We start from the raw sequence: 16,489 nt of genomic DNA on the forward strand, positions 1-16,489 counted from the left end.
GTGACCCAACCAAGCGTGCGCTAGCTTGGCAGGCGATGGACGCCTACTGGGCCGCCTGCGCGCGCGGCGAGTTGGTCATTCAGCGATGCACGGCCTGCGGGCGACGGGTCCACCTGCCCGCCGCCGAGTGCCCCTGGTGCGGCGGCGGCGACCTCCCCTTCGAACCGGTCGGCGGCGAGGGCGTCGTGCACACCTTCACCGTCGTCCACCGCTCGTTCGTCGGGGAGTTCATGGGGCGGGAGCCGTACGTGCTGGCCTGGGTGGACCTGCCCGAAGGGGCGCGCGTGCTCGGCCAGGTGGTGCAGTGCCCACCCGAGCGGGTGCGCGTCGGCATGCCGGTACGGGTGACCTTCCGCGACGAACTACCGCAATGGAGGCCCGCATGAACGTATTCATCCCCGTGGAGGACGTCGGCAAGGCGATCGAGTTCTACGGGCTGCCCGTGCGGTTCAGGGACGGCGACAGGTTCGCGCTGCTGGAGGGCGGCATCGGGCTGGCGGGACCTGACGAGCACCTGACCGGCTCCACGGCCGTCTGCCTCAAGACGGAGGACCTGGCGCGGGCCGTACAGGACCTCCTGGACAGGGGCGGTGCGCTGGTGCGCGGCCCCGAGGCCGGCCCGCACGAGACGCGCGCGGTCCTGCGCGACCCCTCAGGAAACCTCTTCGTGCTCTACTCCCCAGGAGGTTCTCGATGACGCCCTACGGCAACTACGGCCACGCGCTCCTGACGTCGGGGGCGGCGAGAAACCCCGACCAGGTCGCGCTCACCTACTGCGGCGAGCAGAGCTTCACCTACGACGAGCTGAACAGGCTCGTCAACCGGCGTGCGCACGCGCTGCTCGCGGCGGGGGTAGGGCCGGGCCAGCGCGTCGCCGCGCTGCTGAACGAGACGCTGAGGGTGGCGGAGGTCTACCTCGCGCAGGCCAAGATCGGGGCGATCACCGCCGCGCTCAACCCGTACTGGCCGGTGGAGACGCTGCGCGCGGTGGTCGCCTCCTCCGGGTGCACGGCCTTCGTCCACGACGCCACCGTGGCCCACGTCGTCGAGGAGATCAGGCCCTCGCTGCCGGAGATCACCACGTGGATCTCCGCCGAGGACCTCGACTCAGGCGAGGAGGGCGAGCCCCCTCTCGGCGCCTTCTTCGACGACCCGCTGGCGCTCTACTACACCTCGGGCACGACGGGGCTGCCCAAGCCCGTCGTCCACACGCACGCCTCGTCGCTGGCCACCGCGCAGATCTGGCTGGACGTGCCGCGCGCCCCCGGCTCGGTCTTCGGCACCGGAGCGATCATCTGGGGCATCGGCTTCCCCGCGATCGTCGGGCCCGCGCTCTACGCGGGGATGCGGCTGGTCCTGGAGCAGGACTGGGGCCCGGCCAACTTCCTGAAGGTCGTCCCGCGCGAGAAGGTCACCCACGTCTCGCAGATCCCCTCCTTCTACGCGGCGCTGCTCGGCGACTCCGCGCACGAACCGGTGGACCTGTCGTCGATCAGGGTCATCATGCTCGGCGGCGAGCCGCTGACCGCCTCGCTGCTGGCCCGGATCAAGCAGCGCCTGCCCGAGGCGGGCGTCTACTCCTACTACGGACAGACCGAGGCCCCCTACACCTGCATGGGCAGGGTGGACGACGGCTCCACGCCGCTCGGCTCCTCGGGAAGGGCCCGCACGGGCTGCGCGGTCGCCGTCACCGACCCCTCGGGCGCACGCGTCGTCGACACGATCGGTGAGATCAACCTGGCGGGGCCGCACCGGATGTCGGGCTACGACCTGCTGCCCGACAAGACCGCCGAGGTGCTGCGTGGGGAGTGGTACGTCGGCGGCGACCTCGGCACCGTGTCGGCGGACGGGGTGCTGCGCGTGCTCGGGCGGCGAGAGGACGCGATACTCAAGGGCGGCATATGGACCCAGCCCGCCGCCGTCGAGGAGGCGGCCACCGCGCTCGACCCCGTGGCCGAGGCGGGCGCGGTGGGGATCGGCGACGGCAGAATCCTGCTGGCGGTGGTGCCGAGAGCCGGACAGACGCTCGACTCCTCCAAGCTCTCACTCGAGCTCGCCGACACGCTGCCGCCGCACCAGCGGCCCGACGTGATCGTGGTCGCCGAGTCGCTGCCGCACGCCGAGGACGCCTCAGGCGGCCCCGGCAAGCTGCTGCGGCGCGAGATCCGAGAGAAGTACCAGCACCTTGTGGACTGAACACGAGGTCAAGGAGCTGCTCAGGCAGGCGGGCGTCCCGGTGCCCCGCGGCGTCCGCGACCCCGCGCTCGCCGGCACGCTGCGAGCGCCGCTGGTGCTGAAGGCGGCGGGGCTGCTGCACAAGTCCGACGCGGGAGGGGTCAGGCTCGGCCTGACCCACGACACGCTGGGCGCCGCCGTCGCCGAGATGCGCGAGCGGCTGGGCGACGGCTTCCTGGTGGAGGAGCAGGCCCCCGAGGGGGTCGAGCTGATCGCCGGGCTGATCCGCGATCCCGCCTTCGGACCCGTCCTGCTGGCCGGCCTGGGCGGCGTGTGGACCGAGGCGCTGCGCGACACCGCCCTGCGCCTGTGCCCGGTCTCCGAGAGCGACGCCCGGCGCATGCTGGCCTCGCTGCGCGGCTCCGCCCTCCTGTACGGCTACCGCGGCCGGCCCGCCGTCGACGTGGACGCCGTGGTGAAGCTGCTGATGACGCTCGGCGGTCCCGGCGGGTTGTGGGAGCGGCTGGAGCTGGGCGAGTTCGAGCTCAACCCGGTGATCGCCACGCCGTCCGGGGTGATCGCGGTGGACGCGCGCTACCTCCCCTCCCCCCGCCCGCCCTCGGCCGCCCCGCGCGCCGCGGCCGACTTCACCCCGCTGTTCGAGCCGCGAGCGGTGGCCGTGGTGGGCGCCTCCACGAGCAGGCCCGCCTTCGGGAACATGTTCCTCGACTTCTACCGCGCCGCAGGGACGCCCGTGGTGGCCGTCCACCCGACGGCCGCCTCGATCGACGGGGTGCCCGCGGTGCCCACCCTCGCGGCGGCCGAGGTGGACTACGCGCTGGTCGCGGTGCCCGCCGCCGCCTGCGCCGAGGTCGTACGGCAGGCGCGCGGCGTGCCGTACACGCAGGTCATGAGCGGCGGCTTCGGCGAGGCGGGGCGCGCCGACCTGGAGGAGGCGCTGGTGGCGGCGGCCCGTGAGGCGGGCACGCGGCTGCTCGGGCCGAACTGCATGGGCGTCTACTGCCCGAAGGGGCGGCAGACGTTCGTGGGCGGCGGCGTCGGGCCCGAGGGGAGCGTCGCGCTGATCTCGCAGAGTGGCGGGCTGGCGGGCGAGGTGATCAAGGTGGGTGAGCGTCGCGGGCTGGCCTTCAGCAGGGTCGCCACCCTGGGGAACGCGGCCGACGTCACGCCCGCCGAACTGCTCGGGTGGCTCTCCCGCGACCCTTCGACCTCGGCGGTAGGGCTGTACCTGGAGGACCCCCGCGACGGCCTCGCCCTCTTCTCGGCGCTGTCGTCCTGCCCGCTGCCCGTGGTGCTGCTGGTGGGCGGGCGCAGCGGCCAGGGGCGCAGGGCGGCCGCGTCCCACACGGGCGGGATGGTGAGCGACGCGCGGATCTGGCAGGCCCTCGCCGACCAGACCGGCGCCACCCTCGTGACCACCCAGGACGCCCTCATCGGCGCCCTCGCCTACTTCCAGGCCCACACCCCCCGCCCGCTCGCCGACCCGGCCCCCGCCCCGCGGGGCCTCGATCCGGGAGAGCGCCGGACGGCCGGGGTGTTGGTGGTCGGCCCCAGCGGGGGCGCCGGCGTGCTCGCCGCCGACGCCTTCGACGAGGCGGGGCTCACCCTCGACCCGCTCCCTGACGACGCGCTCGACGACCTCAGGGCGCTCGGCCTGGGCGCCGGCAGCTCGCTGGCCAACCCCCTGGAGGTCCCCGTGGGCCCCCGAGCCAGACCCGACCTCGTCAAAGAGGTGATCACCGCCATCACCGGGCGCCTGCCGTACCGGGATGTGGTCGCGCACGTGAACGTGCAGAGCTTCTTCACCTACGGCACCACCGCAGACCCCCTGCTCGCCTACGCCCGCCACCTCGGCGAGGTCCGCGGCGTCAGGGTCACGCTGGTCACCAGGAACGGCGAGTTCGCCCCGCCCGGCGTCGAGGACGAACTCATGGCCATCGCCGCCGCAGCCGGGATACCTGTCTACCGATCCATGGAGGCGGCCGCGATCGCCGTCGCCGCCGGACAACGTTTCCACGGAGGCACCGATGGGACTGCTTGACGGCAAGGTCGCGCTGATCACCGGCGGGGCGCGGGGCATGGGCGAGGCGCACGTGCGGCTGTTCCTGGAGGAGGGCGCGAGGGTCGTCTTCGGGGACGTGCTCGACGACGAGGGCAAGGCGCTGGCCGAGGATACCGGCGCGACCTACGTGCGCCACGACGTCAGGAGCGAGGCGGAGTGGGGGCGCGCGGTCGCGACCGCCCTCGAGACGTACGGCAAGCTCGACGTCCTGGTCAACAACGCGGGGATCATCAGATTCCGCAGGATCGCCGAGATGCCGCTGGAGGACTTCGGCCAGGTCATCGACGTGAACCTCAAGGGCACCTGGCTGGGTGTGAAGTCGGTCATCGAGCCGATGAAGGCCGCTGGACGCGGCGCGATCGTCAACATCTCCTCCATCGAGGGCTTCATCGGCGCTGCGGGCCTGTCCGCCTACGCGGCCTCGAAGTTCGGCGTGCGAGGGGTCACCAAGGCGGCCGCCCGCGAGCTGGCGCCCTTCAAGATCCGGGTCAACTCGGTGCATCCCGGCGCGATCAACACCTCGATGGCGACCGACCCCGACCTCATGGCCGAGGTCGACGGAGAGGCGTTCATCAACTCGATGGTGATCAAGCGGTTCGCGAAACCCGTCGAGGTCTCGCACGTGGTGGCGTTCCTGGCCTCCGACCGGTCGAGCTACTGCACGGGCAGTGAGTTCACCGTGGACGGAGGCCTGCTGACCGGGGCGGGCTACTGACGCGAGGCCGGGAGGCCGGGGCCGTCCTGGACTCTGACCGCCAGGCCGTCCCGTCCTCCTTCGGCGAGCAGGAGGTGACACCTGCCCGTCGAGGCGATGCCGTCATGGGCCGGCGGCGGAGCCGGCCATGCGACCTCGACGGGCGCGGCGCGGCCCACGAGGCCACCGGAGAGCGCCTGGGCCAGCACGATGAGCGCGAGTGTGCCGTAGAGGATCTTCACTTCGGGTTAGACCCACAGAACACGCCAACGGTTGGTAACGATAAGGCAACGGTGCGTGACGGCCTTCCTATGGAGGCTCAGGCGCTGATCCACGCCGACGGCGTGATGAACAGCCCGGTCGCCTCCACCAGCGACTCGCCGTCCGGCAGCGAGATCCTGCCCTCGGCCCAGGTCTTGCGGCCCTCGGTGCGGGTGTACTCCGCGGTCGCCACCAGCGGCGTGCCGTACGGCACGGGCCTGCGGTAGCGGACGGTCAGCGTCCCGGTCATGCCCGCCGAGCCGGCGGCGGCGACGGCCTGGCCGAGCAGGTGGTCGAGGATCATGGCGCTGATGCCGCCGTGGACCGCGCCGGGCGGACCCTCGTGCAGCGGCCTGAACACCACCTCGGCCCGCACCCCTCCGTCGCGCACCTCGATGAGCAGAGGCAGGGCGTGCGGGTTGGCGCCGCCGGTGACGGCGTTGCCGAGGTGCCTGAGCGTGCCGTCAGGAGCGATCTCGAACGGCTGGGGGGTCTGGCGCAGGACCGAGCGCAGCCGTTCGTTGACGGCGGTCAGGGCCGCGTGCGCGGCGGTGAGGTCGTCCTCTCCGACGTCGGTCAGCGCGACCGCGTCCATCAGCTCACGGGTCTGCTGGGCAAGAGCGCAGAGGGCGGCGAGGCGGGATTCCTCGGTGCCGAGTTCGACCGACATGCGGGACACCCTAGCGAACCCTTTAGGTAGATCTTTTCCACATTTGTCGGGGTTTGGGAGATATTTCTGGAACCGTCTTGACCTGCAGTTTCGACCCGAGCATCCGCTTGAGGCGCCCTTGGTACTGTCTTGACCTGCCCTTTCCTCAAGGTAGCCTCCCTCCTCACGAGTCCCGTCGTGCACGGAAGGGTTCCCCCGCAACTTCCATGACCCCAGAGACACAGAAGCTCATCAAGCTCCTGGAGAGCCATCTCGGCTACTCCGAGGGCAAGGGCGCGTACACCAAGTTCGGCGACTGGTACGGCAGGACGGTCGAGTTCGACGCCGACTACAGCGGCGCGCCGTGGTGCGACATGTTCCTGTCCTGGGCGGCGCACAAGCTGGGCTACGAGGAGTGGGTCGGGCAGTTCGCCTACACCGTCGCGCACGCGGAGTGGTTCAAGAAGAACGACGCCTGGGGGCACAAGCCGAAACCCGGCGCGCTGGTCTTCTACGACTGGGGCGGCTCCAACGACATCGACAACATCGACCACGTCGGGATCGTCACGAAGGTCGTCGGGGACACGATCTTCACGATCGAAGGCAACATCGACGGGGGCGTCGCCAAGCGCAAGGAGCGCGACCAGAGCAAGGTCGCCGGCTACGGGTACCCGGAGAAGATCAAGGAGCGGCTGGAGGCGGCGCGGCTGAAGGAGGCCGAGGTCGAGGGCTCGCTCCCGCCCGACACCGAGCAGGGCCAGGCCGACAGGCTCCAGTTGCCCGCCCCCGCCGAGACCACCGTCACCTCGCTCATCCCCTCGCGGATCCCCTCCGCGGAGCCGTCCTCGCCGACGATGGCGGCGGGCGCCGAGGACGCGGCCACACCCAAGGCCGCCACCGTGCCGAAGAGCACCTCCCCCTCACCGAGCGCGTCCACGCCCCGCTCGCCCGCGACCACCGCCACGGACAGGCCCGTCGCCAAGAAGGCCAAGCACGCCAAGCCCGCCACCGCCGACACCGAGGCCGCCACCCGCGAGCCCGTCACCGCCTTCAAGGACGCCTCGGCCTCGACCCCTGTGCCCGCGCTCGGCTCTCCCGCGCTGATCGGCCCGGTGCTGCTGGCCGCCCTCGGCGTGCTGGCCGTCGCCCGCACCCGCCAGCTGAGAGTACGGCTGTCGCCGGCCGTCGCTGCCGCCACGGCCTCGACGTCGCGCTCGGCGTCGGCTCCGGGATCGGCGTCGGCCTCGCGGCCGGCGGTGGCGTCGGCGCCGGGCCGTCCCTCCCGGCAGCCTGGGCGCCGTCGCGCCTCGGGCTCCCGCCGCGGCAGGCCCGTGTCGGGCCGCCCCGCCGAGCACCCGGCGACCTCCCCCCTGACGGCCACGGCGCTGACCATCTCGGCCCCCGTCGCCCACCCCGACCCCGTCACCACGACCGAGCCCACGCTCGCCTTCGCCGTGACTGCCGCCGATCACGCCATCGCCTCGACCGCCTCCGAAGCCTCAGCCGCCGCGACCGCCGCCGCCTCGACGACCGCCTCCGAAGCTGTGGGCGCCTTCGACGCGTCGCTCACCTCCGAGGCGGTGAACTCCTTGGAGACGCCGACCACCTCCGAGGCGACGGCCTTCGACGTCATGGCCGCCACCGGCACCAGGGCCGGATCCGGGTCGGGGCACGCTTCCGTGCGCGCCTCCGCTCTCGCGTCCGACCCCGCCGCGGCGCTCGCGGCCGGGCTGGAGACCTCGAGCGCGATCCTGGCGCAGCTGGAGGCGTCCTCGTCGGCACCGTTCGACGCGTTCTCGTCGGCACCGTTCGAGCCGTTCTCGTCGGCGCAGCTCGACGCGTTCTCGTCGGCGCCCTTCGACGCGTTCGCCGAGGCGACCGCCCCGTCGGGCGACGGGTACAGGGGCAGGCGCAGACGCAGGGAGCACCTCGCGGAGGAGAGCGCCGCCTTCGCCTCCGACGCCCCGATCCGCGGACGCCGGCACCGCTCGCAGGCCCCGGCCTTCACGCGAGGCCAGGACACCCGAGCCCATCGCGCCACCTCCACGGGCTCCCCCGCCCGGCTCACCAGGCCCGCGCGGCCCAGCCGCCCGACGCGTCCTGTCCGCCCCGAGCAGCCGGCCCGCGGCACGACGACGGCCCCCCACGCCGACGTCCTCGTCCACAGCGCCAGGACCACCGACACCCTCGTCCACAGCGCCGTCACAGGACCGCACGCGGACACCCTCGTCCACAGCGGCGCGCCGCGGGCGGGCGCCCTGCCCCGCGACACCGCGACAGGCCGTCAGCGAGACAGCCTCGTCACCGGGCCGCACGCCGACCGACTGGTCCACAGCGGCGCCACCGACGGTTTCGGCCGCGGCGCCACGGACACCTTCTCCGCCGCCGTCCCTCTCCGTGGCCGCCGCCACAGGGACTCAGCCGAGTACCGTGACGTGCCTCCCGCGCCCCACCCGTTCCCCTCGCCCGAGACCGCCACCACCCCGCCGGCCCGCGTCCTTTCTCCGCAGGCTCCGCCGGACCAGGTCCCTGCGCACGTTCCCGCGGCCTTCACCCCGCCGGCCCAGACGCCTCAGGTTCAGTCCGGCCGCCGGCAGGAGCCGGCGCTCGTGGGAGCCTCCGGCGGGTCGGGAGGCCGCAGCGGCAGAGGACGGGGAGGGCGTCACCGCGCCTGACCTCGAACGCCCCGGTCGGATACGATCTCGCGGTGACCGTCGTGCGCATCCCCGGCTCCAAGTCCGTCATGGCGCGAGCCCTGTTCATGGCCGCCGCCTCCGACGGGATCACCACGCTGGAGCTGCCGCTCCGGTCCGACGACACCGAGGCATTCGCCCAGGGCCTGCGCGACCTCGGCTACCACCTGACCCAGGACGCCGACCGGTGGAGCGTGCACGGCCGTCCCGACGGCCCGCCCGCCGGCCGCGCCGAGGTCTACTGCCGCGACGCCGCCACCGCGTCCAGATTCCTGCCCGCGCTGGCCGCCGCCGGTCACGGCACCTTCGCCTTCGACGCCTCCGCCCAGATGCGCCGCCGTCCCGTCGGCCCGCTCACCGCCGCGCTGAGAGAGCTGGGCGTACGGCTGTCCGACGCCGACGGCCATCTCCCCCTCACCGTCGAGGCCTCCGGTGTCAAGGGCGGCGACCTGCGCCTCGACGCGGGCCTGTCCTCGCAGTTCCTCACCGCCCTGCTGCTGCTCGGCCCGCTGACCGCCGAGGGCCTGCGGATCACGGTGACCGACCTGGTGTCGGCGCCGTACGTCGAGATGACGCTTGCGATGATGCGCCGCTTCGGGATCACAGTGGCGAGGGAGGGCGACACGTTCGCCGTGCCGCCCGGCGCCTACCGCGCCCACGCCTACGAGGTCGAGCCCGACGCCTCCAGCGCGAGCTACTTCTTCGCCGCCGCCGCGCTCACCGGCCGTACGGTCACCGTCCCCGGCCTGACCCGCGACAGCCTCCAGGGCGACCTGCGCTTCGTCGACGTCCTGGAGCGCATGGGCGCCACCGTCGAGATCACCACCGAAGCCACCACGGTCACGGGCCCCGAGCGGCTGTCGGGCGTCACGGTCAACATGCGCGACATCTCCGACACCGTGCCGACCCTCGCCGCCATCGCCCCGTTCGCCACCGGCCCCGTCCGCATCGAGGACGTCTACAACACCCGCGTGAAGGAGTGCGACCGCCTGGCGGCCTGCGAGGAGAACCTGCGCAGGCTGGGCGTCGAGGTGCGCACGGGACGCGACTGGATCGAGATCCAGCCGGGGACGCCGGAGGCGGCCGAGATCGCCTGCCACGGCGACCATCGCATCGCCATGGCCTTCAGCGTCACGGGGTTGCGCGTCCCCGGCGTCACCCTGGACGATCCCGGCTGTGTCAGGAAAACCTTCCCGACCTTCCACGAGGTGCTCGCCGCCTGGGCCTGACGGCCTCGGGAAGCGGCGTGAGCCCGACGGTCCCAGGATGTGGTCCCGGGATGCGGTCCCGGGATGCGGTCCCGGGATGCGGTCCCGGGATGCGGTCCCGGGATGCGGTCCCGGGATGCGGTCCCGGGATGCGGTCCCGGGATGCGGCCTCAGCCTGACGGCGTCGCTGAAGGGCGCTCATGGTCTGGTGTGAGGCCGTGGTCCGCGGCGAAGGCGGTCAGCTTCGTGACCGCGTCGCCGGTGCCCTTCCACGGGCGGACGATCAACCGGTCGACGCCCAGCGCCTCCCACACGGCGATCTCCTCGGGCGAGGCCAGAGAGGAGGCGTGGACGGTCACCGAGAACCTGCGTCCGTCGCGCAGCGCGGCCAGCCGTTCGAGCTGCGGCCGCACCGACTCCAGGGTGTGCGGCATGCTGATCCAGCCGTCGCACAGCGTGGCCGCCCTCCGCAGCGCCGCGGCCGACTCGCCGCCCGCCAGGACGGGCAGCGTGTGCTGGATCGGCTTGGGCTCGAAGGCGACCTCCGGGAAGGAGAAGAAGCGGCCCGTGTGGGCGACCGTCTCCTCCGACCACAGCCGCCTGGCGACCGTGATCGCCTCGTCGAGGCGGGGGCCCCTGGTCGCGAAGTCGACGCCCGCCGCGTCCCACTCCCCCGAGTACCACCCCGCGCCCACACCGCAGACGGCGCGCCCTCCCGACACGATGTCGAGGGTGGCGAAGGCGCGGGCGGAGACGAAGGGGTGCCTGAGCGCGAACAGGTGCACCGCCGTACCGAGCCTGACGCGGGAGGTGAGCCCCGCCAGCCAGCACAGGTAGGCGGGCGCGTCGAAGAGCGGGGTGTGCGGCCTGATGCCGGGTGTCGAGGTGCCCGGATAGGTGGCCAGCGACAGGTCGGTGGTGAAGACGAGATGCTCGGGGACCCACAGCGACTCGAAGCCGAGGGAGTCGGCGGCGACGGCGACGTCCTTCCACGCGGCGGGGTGGAGCAGGCCGAGGGGGACACCGAACTTCACGCTCCGAACACCGCCTCACGCACGCGGATCCTGTGCTCGGCGCTGGTGCCGTAGGCGGCGCCGAGCGACCAGGTCCTGGCCAGCCAGAAACGCAGGTCCAGCTCGCCGGTGTAGCCGATCGCGCCGTGCACCTGCAGCGCGGTGCGGGCGGCCAGCGAGGCGGCCTCTCCCGCGGCCGCCTTCGCGGCGCTGACGTCCCGGTCGGGCCGGGGGGCGTCCTGCTCGTCCACGGAGAGCGCGGCGCGGTGGACCAGCGGCGCGGCGAACTCCACCGCGATCGCCACGTCGGCGAGCTGGTGCTTGACCGCCTGGAAGGCCCCGATCGGCCGTCCGAACTGGGTGCGCGTCCTGGCGTACTCCACCGACCTGGCGAGCAGCTGCCTGGCCACCCCGACGAGCTGCGCCGCCGTGCCGACGGTCGCCCTTCTCAGCAGCGCCTCGGCAGAGCCGGGCAGACGCTCGGGCTCGCCCGCCACCGTCACCCCGTACGGCTGCCTCCCTGGATCGAGCGCCCTGCGCGGCTCCGGCCGTACCGGCACGGCGGAGGGTCCCGTGACGTCCACGACCAGGTCGGCCAGGTCGGCGTCCAGCGCGACGCCCTCCACGAGCAGGCTCACGCGCGTCACTCCCTGCGGGGCGTACGGCGCGGCGACCAGCGTCTCCACGACGGGCCCCGGCATGGCGGCGCGTCCGGTCTCCTCGAGCGCGGGGACGACGTCGATCAGTGAGAGGCCCAGCCCGCCAGCCTCCTCCGGCGCGAGCGCCGCGAAGAAGCCGAGCTCGGTCAGCTCCTTCCAGCACGACACGCGGTCGGCGGGGTCACAGCGGTCGCGCAGCACCTCCCGTACGGCGGCGGCGAAGGCGAGCTGTTCGGAGGTGAAGGAGAAGTTCATCGGGGCAGCCCCAGGACGCGTTCGGCGATGATGTTGCGCTGGATCTCGTTCGTGCCCGCGTAGATCGGCCCAGCGAGCGAGAACAGATAGCCGTCGAACCACGGCGTCTCGGCCGCGCAGGGGCCGAGCAGGTCCATGGCGAGGGCGTGCATGCGCAGGTCGAGTTCGGACCAGAAGACCTTGCCCATGCTGGTGGTGGCTCCGAGCTCGCCCTTCACGGCGCCGAAGGTGTGCAGGCGGTAGGCCTCGGCGTCGACGAGGCATCGGGCCGCCCTGTCCTGCAGCGCGGGATCGGCCGTCCGTGCCAGCGCGACCAGCCGCTCGGCCGTGGCGAGGAAGCGTCCGGGGCTGCGCAGCGTGAGGCCGCGCTCGGAGGAGGTGGTGGCCATGGCGATCTTCCAGCCCTGCCCCGGCTCTCCCAGGACCATGGCGTCGGGGACGAAGACGCCGTCGAAGAGCAGCTCGGCGAATCCGGGCGTGCCGTCCAGCTGGGCGATGGGCCTGACGGCGACGTCCTCCAGCGAGAAGAGGACGTACGTGAGCCCGTGGTGCCGCGAGCCCGAGGTCCTGAACAGGCCGAAACCGTGCGAGGCGAAGGCGGCGCGGGAGCTCCAGGTCTTCCTGCCGTGCAGGAGCCAGCCGCCCTCCACCTTGACCGCGCGGGAGGAGAGAGCCGCCAGGTCGCTGCCGGCCTCGGGCTCGGACCAGGCCTGCGCCCACACGTCCTCGGCCCTGGCCATCCTGCCCAGGAACGCGGCCTGCTGCGAGGGGGTGCCGAAGGTGAAGAGGGTGGGGGCGAGCAGGAAGATGCCGTTCTGGCTGACCCTGGCGGGAGCGCCCGAGGCCCAGTACTCCTCCTCGAAGATCAGCCACTCGATCGGGGAGGCGGAGCGGCCGCCGTGCTCCTCCGGCCACGAGACCACCGACAGGCGTGCGTCGGCCAGCCGCGCCTCCCACGCGCGGTGCGCCTCGAAGCCCTCGCGGGTGTCCATGGACGGCAGCCGCGAGGGCACGTGCGCGGCCAGCCAGTCCCGAACCTCGGCGCGGAAGGCCTGTTCGGCCGGGGTGAAGTCGAGATCCACTCACCCAACCTAGCGCACGCTTGGTTACTTGAGAAGCTCGACGATCCGCTCGGCCAGCGGCGCGGCGCTCGCCGGGTTCTGCCCGGTGGCCAGGCGGCCGTCGACGACGACCTGGGGCTGCCAGTCGGCGGCCGGCTCGTGCGTCGCCCCCTTGCCCACCAGCGCGTCGGCGAGCAGGAACGGCACGATCTCGGCCACGCCCGCGGCCTTCTCCTCCGCGTTGGTGAAGGCGGCCACGCGCCTGCCCGCCACGAGCGGGACGCCGTCGGACAGGGTCAGGTTGACCAGCGCCGAAGGTCCGTGGCAGACGGCGGCCACCACACCGCCGCTCTCGTAGACCTCGCGGCCGAGGCGCGCGACGTCGGGGTCGTCGGGGAAGTCCCACATGGTGCCGTGGCCACCGGCGTACAGCACCGCGTCGAAGGAGCGGCCCTCGAGGTCGGCCAGCCTGCCCGCCTCCCGCAGTTCGGCGGAGTCGAGGAAGGCGGTCTGCGTGTCGTCGGAGGCATCGAAGCCGTCCTGTGGCGGCTGCCCGCCCTTGACGCTGGCCACCACGACCTCGAAGCCCGCCTCGCGGAAGACGTGCCACGGGTGGGCCGCCTCCGAGACGTAGTATCCGGTGCTCCGCACGCCGCCGAGGTCGTCATGGCTGGTCAGTGCGATCAGAATGCGCTTGCTCATGTCTCGATGATGCGCCGCGTCAGCCATCAGCCACAAATAGCTGCAACGCCCTTCAGCCATCACAATTGTGATATGTCACTCTCGCTCGACCTGCTCAGGACGTTTCTCGCCGTGCACCGCACCGGCTCGATCACGGCCGCCGCGCAGACGCTCGGGTTGTCGCAGCCCGCGGTGACGGCTCAGGTCAGGGCGCTGGAGGCGGCGCTCGACCGGCCGCTGTTCGACCGGCTGCCGCGCGGCGTCGCGCCCACGGCGGCAGCCGACGAGCTGGCCAGGCGGGTGGCGGGCTCGCTCGACGCGCTGGCCGAGGTGGTCGGCGCCGAACTGCCGTCAGGGCGGAGCGTGCACCTGGGCGGTCCTGCGGAGTTTCTCTGCGAGCAGGTCATGCCCGTGCTCGCGCCGCTGGTGGCCGACGGGCTGAGGCTGCGCACCACGTTCGGGCTGACCGACGACCTGCTGGCCGAACTGGCGGCCGGACGGCTCGACCTCGTGGTCGCCACGGTACGGCCGCGCCTGCGCGGCGTGCGCGCCGAGCCGCTCTACGACGAGGAGTTCGTACTGGTGGCGGCGCCGGGCGTGGGGATGGACGCGCCGGTCGTCGCCTACGCAGAGGACCTGCCGATCATCAGGCGCTACTGGCGGACCGTCTTCGGCCGCCGCGCGACGATGACCGCGGGGGCGATCGTGCCCGATCTGCGGGGGGTGCTGGCAGCCGTACGGGCGGGGGCGGGGATCTCCGTGCTGCCCGCCTACCTCTGCGCGGACGACCTCGCGGCGGGCAGGCTGGTGGCGCTGGCCACGCCCGAGGTGCCGCCGCTCAACACCGGCTATCTCGCGGTCAGGGCGGGAGGGCTGGCCGTCCCCGCGGTCGCCACGGTCCACCGCCATCTCAGCGAGGAGTTCCGCAGGCGGCTGAGGAGTTCCGCAGGCGGCTGGGGAGCGGTCCGCTAGCCGTTGAGCCGGTCGGCGAAGGCGTCGAGCTCGGCGGCCACCCCGGGCAGGACACGGCGCCTGGACAGGCGTGAGGCGATGGCCGTGCCGAGACCCGCCATCCAGACCGTGTCGTCGATGAAGGCGTCGAGATCATCGGGCCAGGGGAAGGACGGCTGGCTGATCAGCAGCGACGCGCAGCCGTGCGCGGCCGACCACAGGCCGAGGGCGAGCGTCTGCGGGTCGCCGCGCAGAGCGCCTGAGGTGACGCAGGCCGAGACCGCCTCCACGATGTAGCCGAAGCAGGCCGTCGCCGCCGAGCCCGACCCCTGCCGCATCATCAGCACCCGGTACTGCACGGGATGGTCGAGCGCGAATCTGACGTACACGTGCCCGCACCTGCCCAGGGCCCAGAACGGGTCGTCGATGCCCTGCGCGGCCTCGCGCATCCTGCGCTCGAGCTCGTCCCACGCGCGCAGGCAGACCGCCTCGATCAGCTGCTCCTTGTCGGCGAAGTGCAGGTAGACCGAGGGGGTGGACACGCCCGTACGGCCCGCGACCGCGCGCAGCGTCAGCGCCTCCTCACTCCCCCGCTCCACCAACAGCGCCTCTGCCGCCGCGAGGATCTCCTCCCGCAGCCGCGTCCCTTCGCCAGGATTGGCCCTCACCCGTTTCATGGGATCAGGTTGACACCGTCAGGTTAACGCCGTCAATCTGACGATATGACGACATTTCGGGATGCCACGGCGATCACGGCAGGCGTGGACGGGGATTTCGACGCCACCCTGGACGAACAGTGGAGCGTGGGCGGCAGGGCGCACGGCGGCTACCTTCTCGCGATCATGGGCAGGGCGGCCGTCGAGAGCGCGGGCGCCGAGCACCCCCACCTGACCGCGGTCAGCGGCACCTTCCTGGCGCCTCCCGCCTTCGGCCCCGTGCGGGTCGCGGTCGAGACGCTGCGGCAGGGCCGCGCCCTCACCCAGGTGCGCGCCCGCCTCTCGCAGGACGGCGCGCCGCTCGTCGAGGCGCTCATCACCCTTGGCCGCCTGTCGGAGGGTGACCCGTGGTGGTCGGACACCGAGCCCGTGGAGCTGCCCGACGAGCAGGAGTGCTTCCTGACCCCCGCCGAGGCGCCGGGGGCCGGGTTCAGGGTGCCGCTCATGGACGTCGTCGAGCAGCGGCTCAACCCCGCCCACCTGGGCTTCGCCTTCGGCACCCCCGCGCGCGAGGGCGTCATCGCCGGCTGGCAGCGCCTGGCCGACGGCTCCGAGTGGGACCCGCTGTCGCTGCTCGTCGCGATCGACGCGGTGCCGCCGGTCTCCTACGACCTCGGCGCCCCCGGCTGGGCCCCGACCATCCAGCTGTCGGCCTACATCAGGCGGCTGCCCGCCCCCGGCCCCGTCAGGGTGCGCGTGAAGGCGTCCGACGTCACCGGCGACCGCATGGACGAGACCGCCCACGCGTGGGACGCCAAGGGCCACCTCGTCGCCCAGGCCACGCAGCTGGCGGCGGTCCGCACGGCTCAGGCGTAGATCGCGCGAGTGATCACCACGGCGCAGGTCTCGATGGCCTGCGCCGACTGGTCCTCGGCCAGCACCGCGAACTTCATCCGTACCAGCGCCCTGGCCAGGCCGTCCTGCGGCGGCCCCTCGGGGGCGCGCCCCTCGGCCCGCTCCCTGCCGATCCTGGCCGCCGCCTGCCCGATGTAGCCCTCGACCACTCTCGACCTGAAGCCGGCGAACTCCTCGTCCTCGCCCAGCAGCGCGGGGCGCAGCAGGCTCCCGTGCTCGCGCCACAGCCGCGCGCTCACCCCGAGCGCCTTCCTCAGCGCGGCGGGATCGTCGCCCGCGCCGTCGAGCCAGCCCCTGGCCGCCTCCTCCATCTCCTGCGCGATCTCGTCCAGCAGCGCATCGAGCACCGCGCTCTTGGAGTCGAAGTAGAAGTAGAAGCTGGAGCGCGAGATGCCCGCCCCCGCCGCCAGCCTGTCGACCGTGATCTGCCCCGGTGGCACCGACTGCAGCAGCTCCTTCGCCGTCTCGACGATGGCCCGCTCACGGCGGTCTCCCTTGGTCATCCCCCTGCGCCGGTTCATGACTCAACACTACG

17 protein-coding genes are annotated in these 16,489 nt (G+C 72.9%); 9 read left to right on the forward strand and 8 right to left on the reverse strand.

Annotation, left to right across the window (positions count from 1 at the left end; genetic code table 11):
• Positions 1-35 precede the first annotated feature (35 nt).
• Genes FHR33_RS16785 through FHR33_RS16805 form a run of 5 tightly spaced genes read left to right on the forward strand, consistent with a single transcriptional unit; the run spans position 36 to position 4,973 of the window.
• The gene (locus FHR33_RS16785) at positions 36-386 is read left to right on the forward strand and encodes a Zn-ribbon domain-containing OB-fold protein (RefSeq protein WP_183648336.1); all 351 of its coding nucleotides are present in this window, start codon (positions 36-38) and stop codon (positions 384-386) included.
• Positions 383-697, forward strand: coding sequence for a VOC family protein (locus FHR33_RS16790; RefSeq protein ID WP_246451946.1), 315 nt, complete (start codon positions 383-385; stop codon positions 695-697). Before FHR33_RS16785 ends, FHR33_RS16790 begins: the two co-directional genes overlap by 4 nt.
• A complete protein-coding gene (locus FHR33_RS16795) occupies positions 694-2,196 on the forward strand; it encodes a class I adenylate-forming enzyme family protein (RefSeq protein ID WP_183648341.1) in 1,503 nt (500 codons plus the stop codon). The genes FHR33_RS16790 and FHR33_RS16795 overlap by 4 nt, the downstream gene beginning before the upstream one ends.
• Positions 2,186-4,237: an acetate--CoA ligase family protein gene (locus tag FHR33_RS16800; RefSeq protein ID WP_183648344.1), complete on the forward strand. Its 2,052-nt coding sequence runs from the start codon at positions 2,186-2,188 to the stop codon at positions 4,235-4,237. The genes FHR33_RS16795 and FHR33_RS16800 overlap by 11 nt, the downstream gene beginning before the upstream one ends.
• Positions 4,224-4,973: a glucose 1-dehydrogenase gene (locus FHR33_RS16805; protein WP_183648346.1), complete on the forward strand. Its 750-nt coding sequence runs from the start codon at positions 4,224-4,226 to the stop codon at positions 4,971-4,973. The genes FHR33_RS16800 and FHR33_RS16805 overlap by 14 nt, the downstream gene beginning before the upstream one ends.
• Here the strand turns inward: FHR33_RS16805 and FHR33_RS16810 are convergent.
• Both FHR33_RS16810 and FHR33_RS16815 read right to left on the reverse strand, forming a co-directional pair.
• Positions 4,967-5,194 carry a hypothetical protein gene (locus tag FHR33_RS16810; protein ID WP_183648349.1) on the reverse strand — a complete coding sequence of 76 codons (228 nt, stop codon included), beginning with the start codon at positions 5,192-5,194 and terminating at the stop codon, positions 4,967-4,969. The genes FHR33_RS16805 and FHR33_RS16810 overlap by 7 nt on opposite strands.
• Positions 5,195-5,271: 77 nt before the next feature.
• The gene (locus FHR33_RS16815) at positions 5,272-5,883 is read right to left on the reverse strand and encodes a PaaI family thioesterase (RefSeq protein ID WP_183648350.1); all 612 of its coding nucleotides are present in this window, start codon (positions 5,881-5,883) and stop codon (positions 5,272-5,274) included.
• Positions 5,884-6,089: 206 nt separating this feature from the next.
• Here FHR33_RS16815 and FHR33_RS51765 point away from each other — a divergent pair, with 206 nt between their 5' ends.
• Complete coding sequence (locus FHR33_RS51765; RefSeq protein WP_183648353.1) at positions 6,090-8,537, forward strand: CHAP domain-containing protein; 2,448 nt, start codon at positions 6,090-6,092, stop codon at positions 8,535-8,537.
• Between the two features lie 32 nt (positions 8,538-8,569).
• The gene (aroA, locus tag FHR33_RS16825) at positions 8,570-9,784 is read left to right on the forward strand and encodes a 3-phosphoshikimate 1-carboxyvinyltransferase (RefSeq protein ID WP_183648356.1); all 1,215 of its coding nucleotides are present in this window, start codon (positions 8,570-8,572) and stop codon (positions 9,782-9,784) included.
• A gap of 149 nt (positions 9,785-9,933) precedes the next feature.
• Here aroA and FHR33_RS16830 read toward each other — a convergent pair whose 3' ends face one another.
• From FHR33_RS16830 to FHR33_RS16845, 4 genes are read right to left on the reverse strand one after another with little or no spacing between them, the layout of a single operon-like run.
• Positions 9,934-10,797 carry a TIGR03619 family F420-dependent LLM class oxidoreductase gene (locus FHR33_RS16830; RefSeq protein WP_183648359.1) on the reverse strand — a complete coding sequence of 288 codons (864 nt, stop codon included), beginning with the start codon at positions 10,795-10,797 and terminating at the stop codon, positions 9,934-9,936.
• A complete protein-coding gene (locus tag FHR33_RS16835) occupies positions 10,794-11,690 on the reverse strand; it encodes an acyl-CoA dehydrogenase family protein (RefSeq protein WP_183648362.1) in 897 nt (298 codons plus the stop codon). The genes FHR33_RS16830 and FHR33_RS16835 overlap by 4 nt, the downstream gene beginning before the upstream one ends.
• Positions 11,687-12,772 carry an acyl-CoA dehydrogenase family protein gene (locus FHR33_RS16840; RefSeq protein ID WP_183648365.1) on the reverse strand — a complete coding sequence of 362 codons (1,086 nt, stop codon included), beginning with the start codon at positions 12,770-12,772 and terminating at the stop codon, positions 11,687-11,689. Before FHR33_RS16840 ends, FHR33_RS16835 begins: the two co-directional genes overlap by 4 nt.
• 24 nt (positions 12,773-12,796) lie before the next feature.
• Positions 12,797-13,453 (reverse strand): type 1 glutamine amidotransferase domain-containing protein, encoded by a 657-nt coding sequence (locus FHR33_RS16845; protein ID WP_246451954.1) that lies wholly within the window; start codon positions 13,451-13,453, stop codon positions 12,797-12,799.
• A 72-nt stretch (positions 13,454-13,525) separates the two neighbouring features.
• Here FHR33_RS16845 and FHR33_RS16850 point away from each other — a divergent pair, with 72 nt between their 5' ends.
• The gene (locus tag FHR33_RS16850) at positions 13,526-14,404 is read left to right on the forward strand and encodes a LysR family transcriptional regulator (RefSeq protein ID WP_183648372.1); all 879 of its coding nucleotides are present in this window, start codon (positions 13,526-13,528) and stop codon (positions 14,402-14,404) included.
• Here the strand turns inward: FHR33_RS16850 and FHR33_RS16855 are convergent.
• Positions 14,401-15,060 (reverse strand): TetR/AcrR family transcriptional regulator, encoded by a 660-nt coding sequence (locus FHR33_RS16855; protein WP_183648375.1) that lies wholly within the window; start codon positions 15,058-15,060, stop codon positions 14,401-14,403. The genes FHR33_RS16850 and FHR33_RS16855 overlap by 4 nt on opposite strands.
• A gap of 45 nt (positions 15,061-15,105) precedes the next feature.
• Between FHR33_RS16855 and FHR33_RS16860 the strand changes: the two genes are divergently transcribed.
• Positions 15,106-15,915: a thioesterase family protein gene (locus FHR33_RS16860; RefSeq protein ID WP_183648377.1), complete on the forward strand. Its 810-nt coding sequence runs from the start codon at positions 15,106-15,108 to the stop codon at positions 15,913-15,915.
• On the opposite strand, the gene FHR33_RS16865 is transcribed toward FHR33_RS16860, so the two are convergent.
• Positions 15,906-16,475 (reverse strand): TetR/AcrR family transcriptional regulator, encoded by a 570-nt coding sequence (locus FHR33_RS16865; RefSeq protein WP_183648380.1) that lies wholly within the window; start codon positions 16,473-16,475, stop codon positions 15,906-15,908. The two genes, FHR33_RS16860 and FHR33_RS16865, sit on opposite strands and share 10 nt — an antisense overlap.
• Between the last annotated feature and the right edge of the window lie 14 nt (positions 16,476-16,489).

The sequence above is a fragment of the Nonomuraea dietziae genome, assembly GCF_014195505.1.
GTDB lineage: Bacteria > Actinomycetota > Actinomycetes > Streptosporangiales > Streptosporangiaceae > Nonomuraea > Nonomuraea roseola.

Bases quoted from the DNA above. Each gene is read 5' to 3' on its own strand.
- FHR33_RS16785 (WP_183648336.1), top strand. From the start codon at position 36: ATGGACGCCTACTGGGCCGCCTGCGCGCGCGGCGAGTTGGTCATTCAG.
- FHR33_RS16790 (WP_246451946.1), top strand. From the start codon at position 383: ATGAACGTATTCATCCCCGTGGAGGACGTCGGCAAGGCGATCGAGTTC.
- FHR33_RS16795 (WP_183648341.1), top strand. From the start codon at position 694: ATGACGCCCTACGGCAACTACGGCCACGCGCTCCTGACGTCGGGGGCG.
- FHR33_RS16805 (WP_183648346.1), top strand. From the start codon at position 4,224: ATGGGACTGCTTGACGGCAAGGTCGCGCTGATCACCGGCGGGGCGCGG.
- FHR33_RS16815 (WP_183648350.1), bottom strand. From the start codon at position 5,883: ATGTCGGTCGAACTCGGCACCGAGGAATCCCGCCTCGCCGCCCTCTGC.
- FHR33_RS51765 (WP_183648353.1), top strand. From the start codon at position 6,090: ATGACCCCAGAGACACAGAAGCTCATCAAGCTCCTGGAGAGCCATCTC.
- FHR33_RS16835 (WP_183648362.1), bottom strand. From the start codon at position 11,690: ATGAACTTCTCCTTCACCTCCGAACAGCTCGCCTTCGCCGCCGCCGTA.
- FHR33_RS16845 (WP_246451954.1), bottom strand. From the start codon at position 13,453: ATGAGCAAGCGCATTCTGATCGCACTGACCAGCCATGACGACCTCGGC.
- FHR33_RS16850 (WP_183648372.1), top strand. From the start codon at position 13,526: ATGTCACTCTCGCTCGACCTGCTCAGGACGTTTCTCGCCGTGCACCGC.
- FHR33_RS16855 (WP_183648375.1), bottom strand. From the start codon at position 15,060: ATGAAACGGGTGAGGGCCAATCCTGGCGAAGGGACGCGGCTGCGGGAG.
- FHR33_RS16860 (WP_183648377.1), top strand. From the start codon at position 15,106: ATGACGACATTTCGGGATGCCACGGCGATCACGGCAGGCGTGGACGGG.
- FHR33_RS16865 (WP_183648380.1), bottom strand. From the start codon at position 16,475: ATGAACCGGCGCAGGGGGATGACCAAGGGAGACCGCCGTGAGCGGGCC.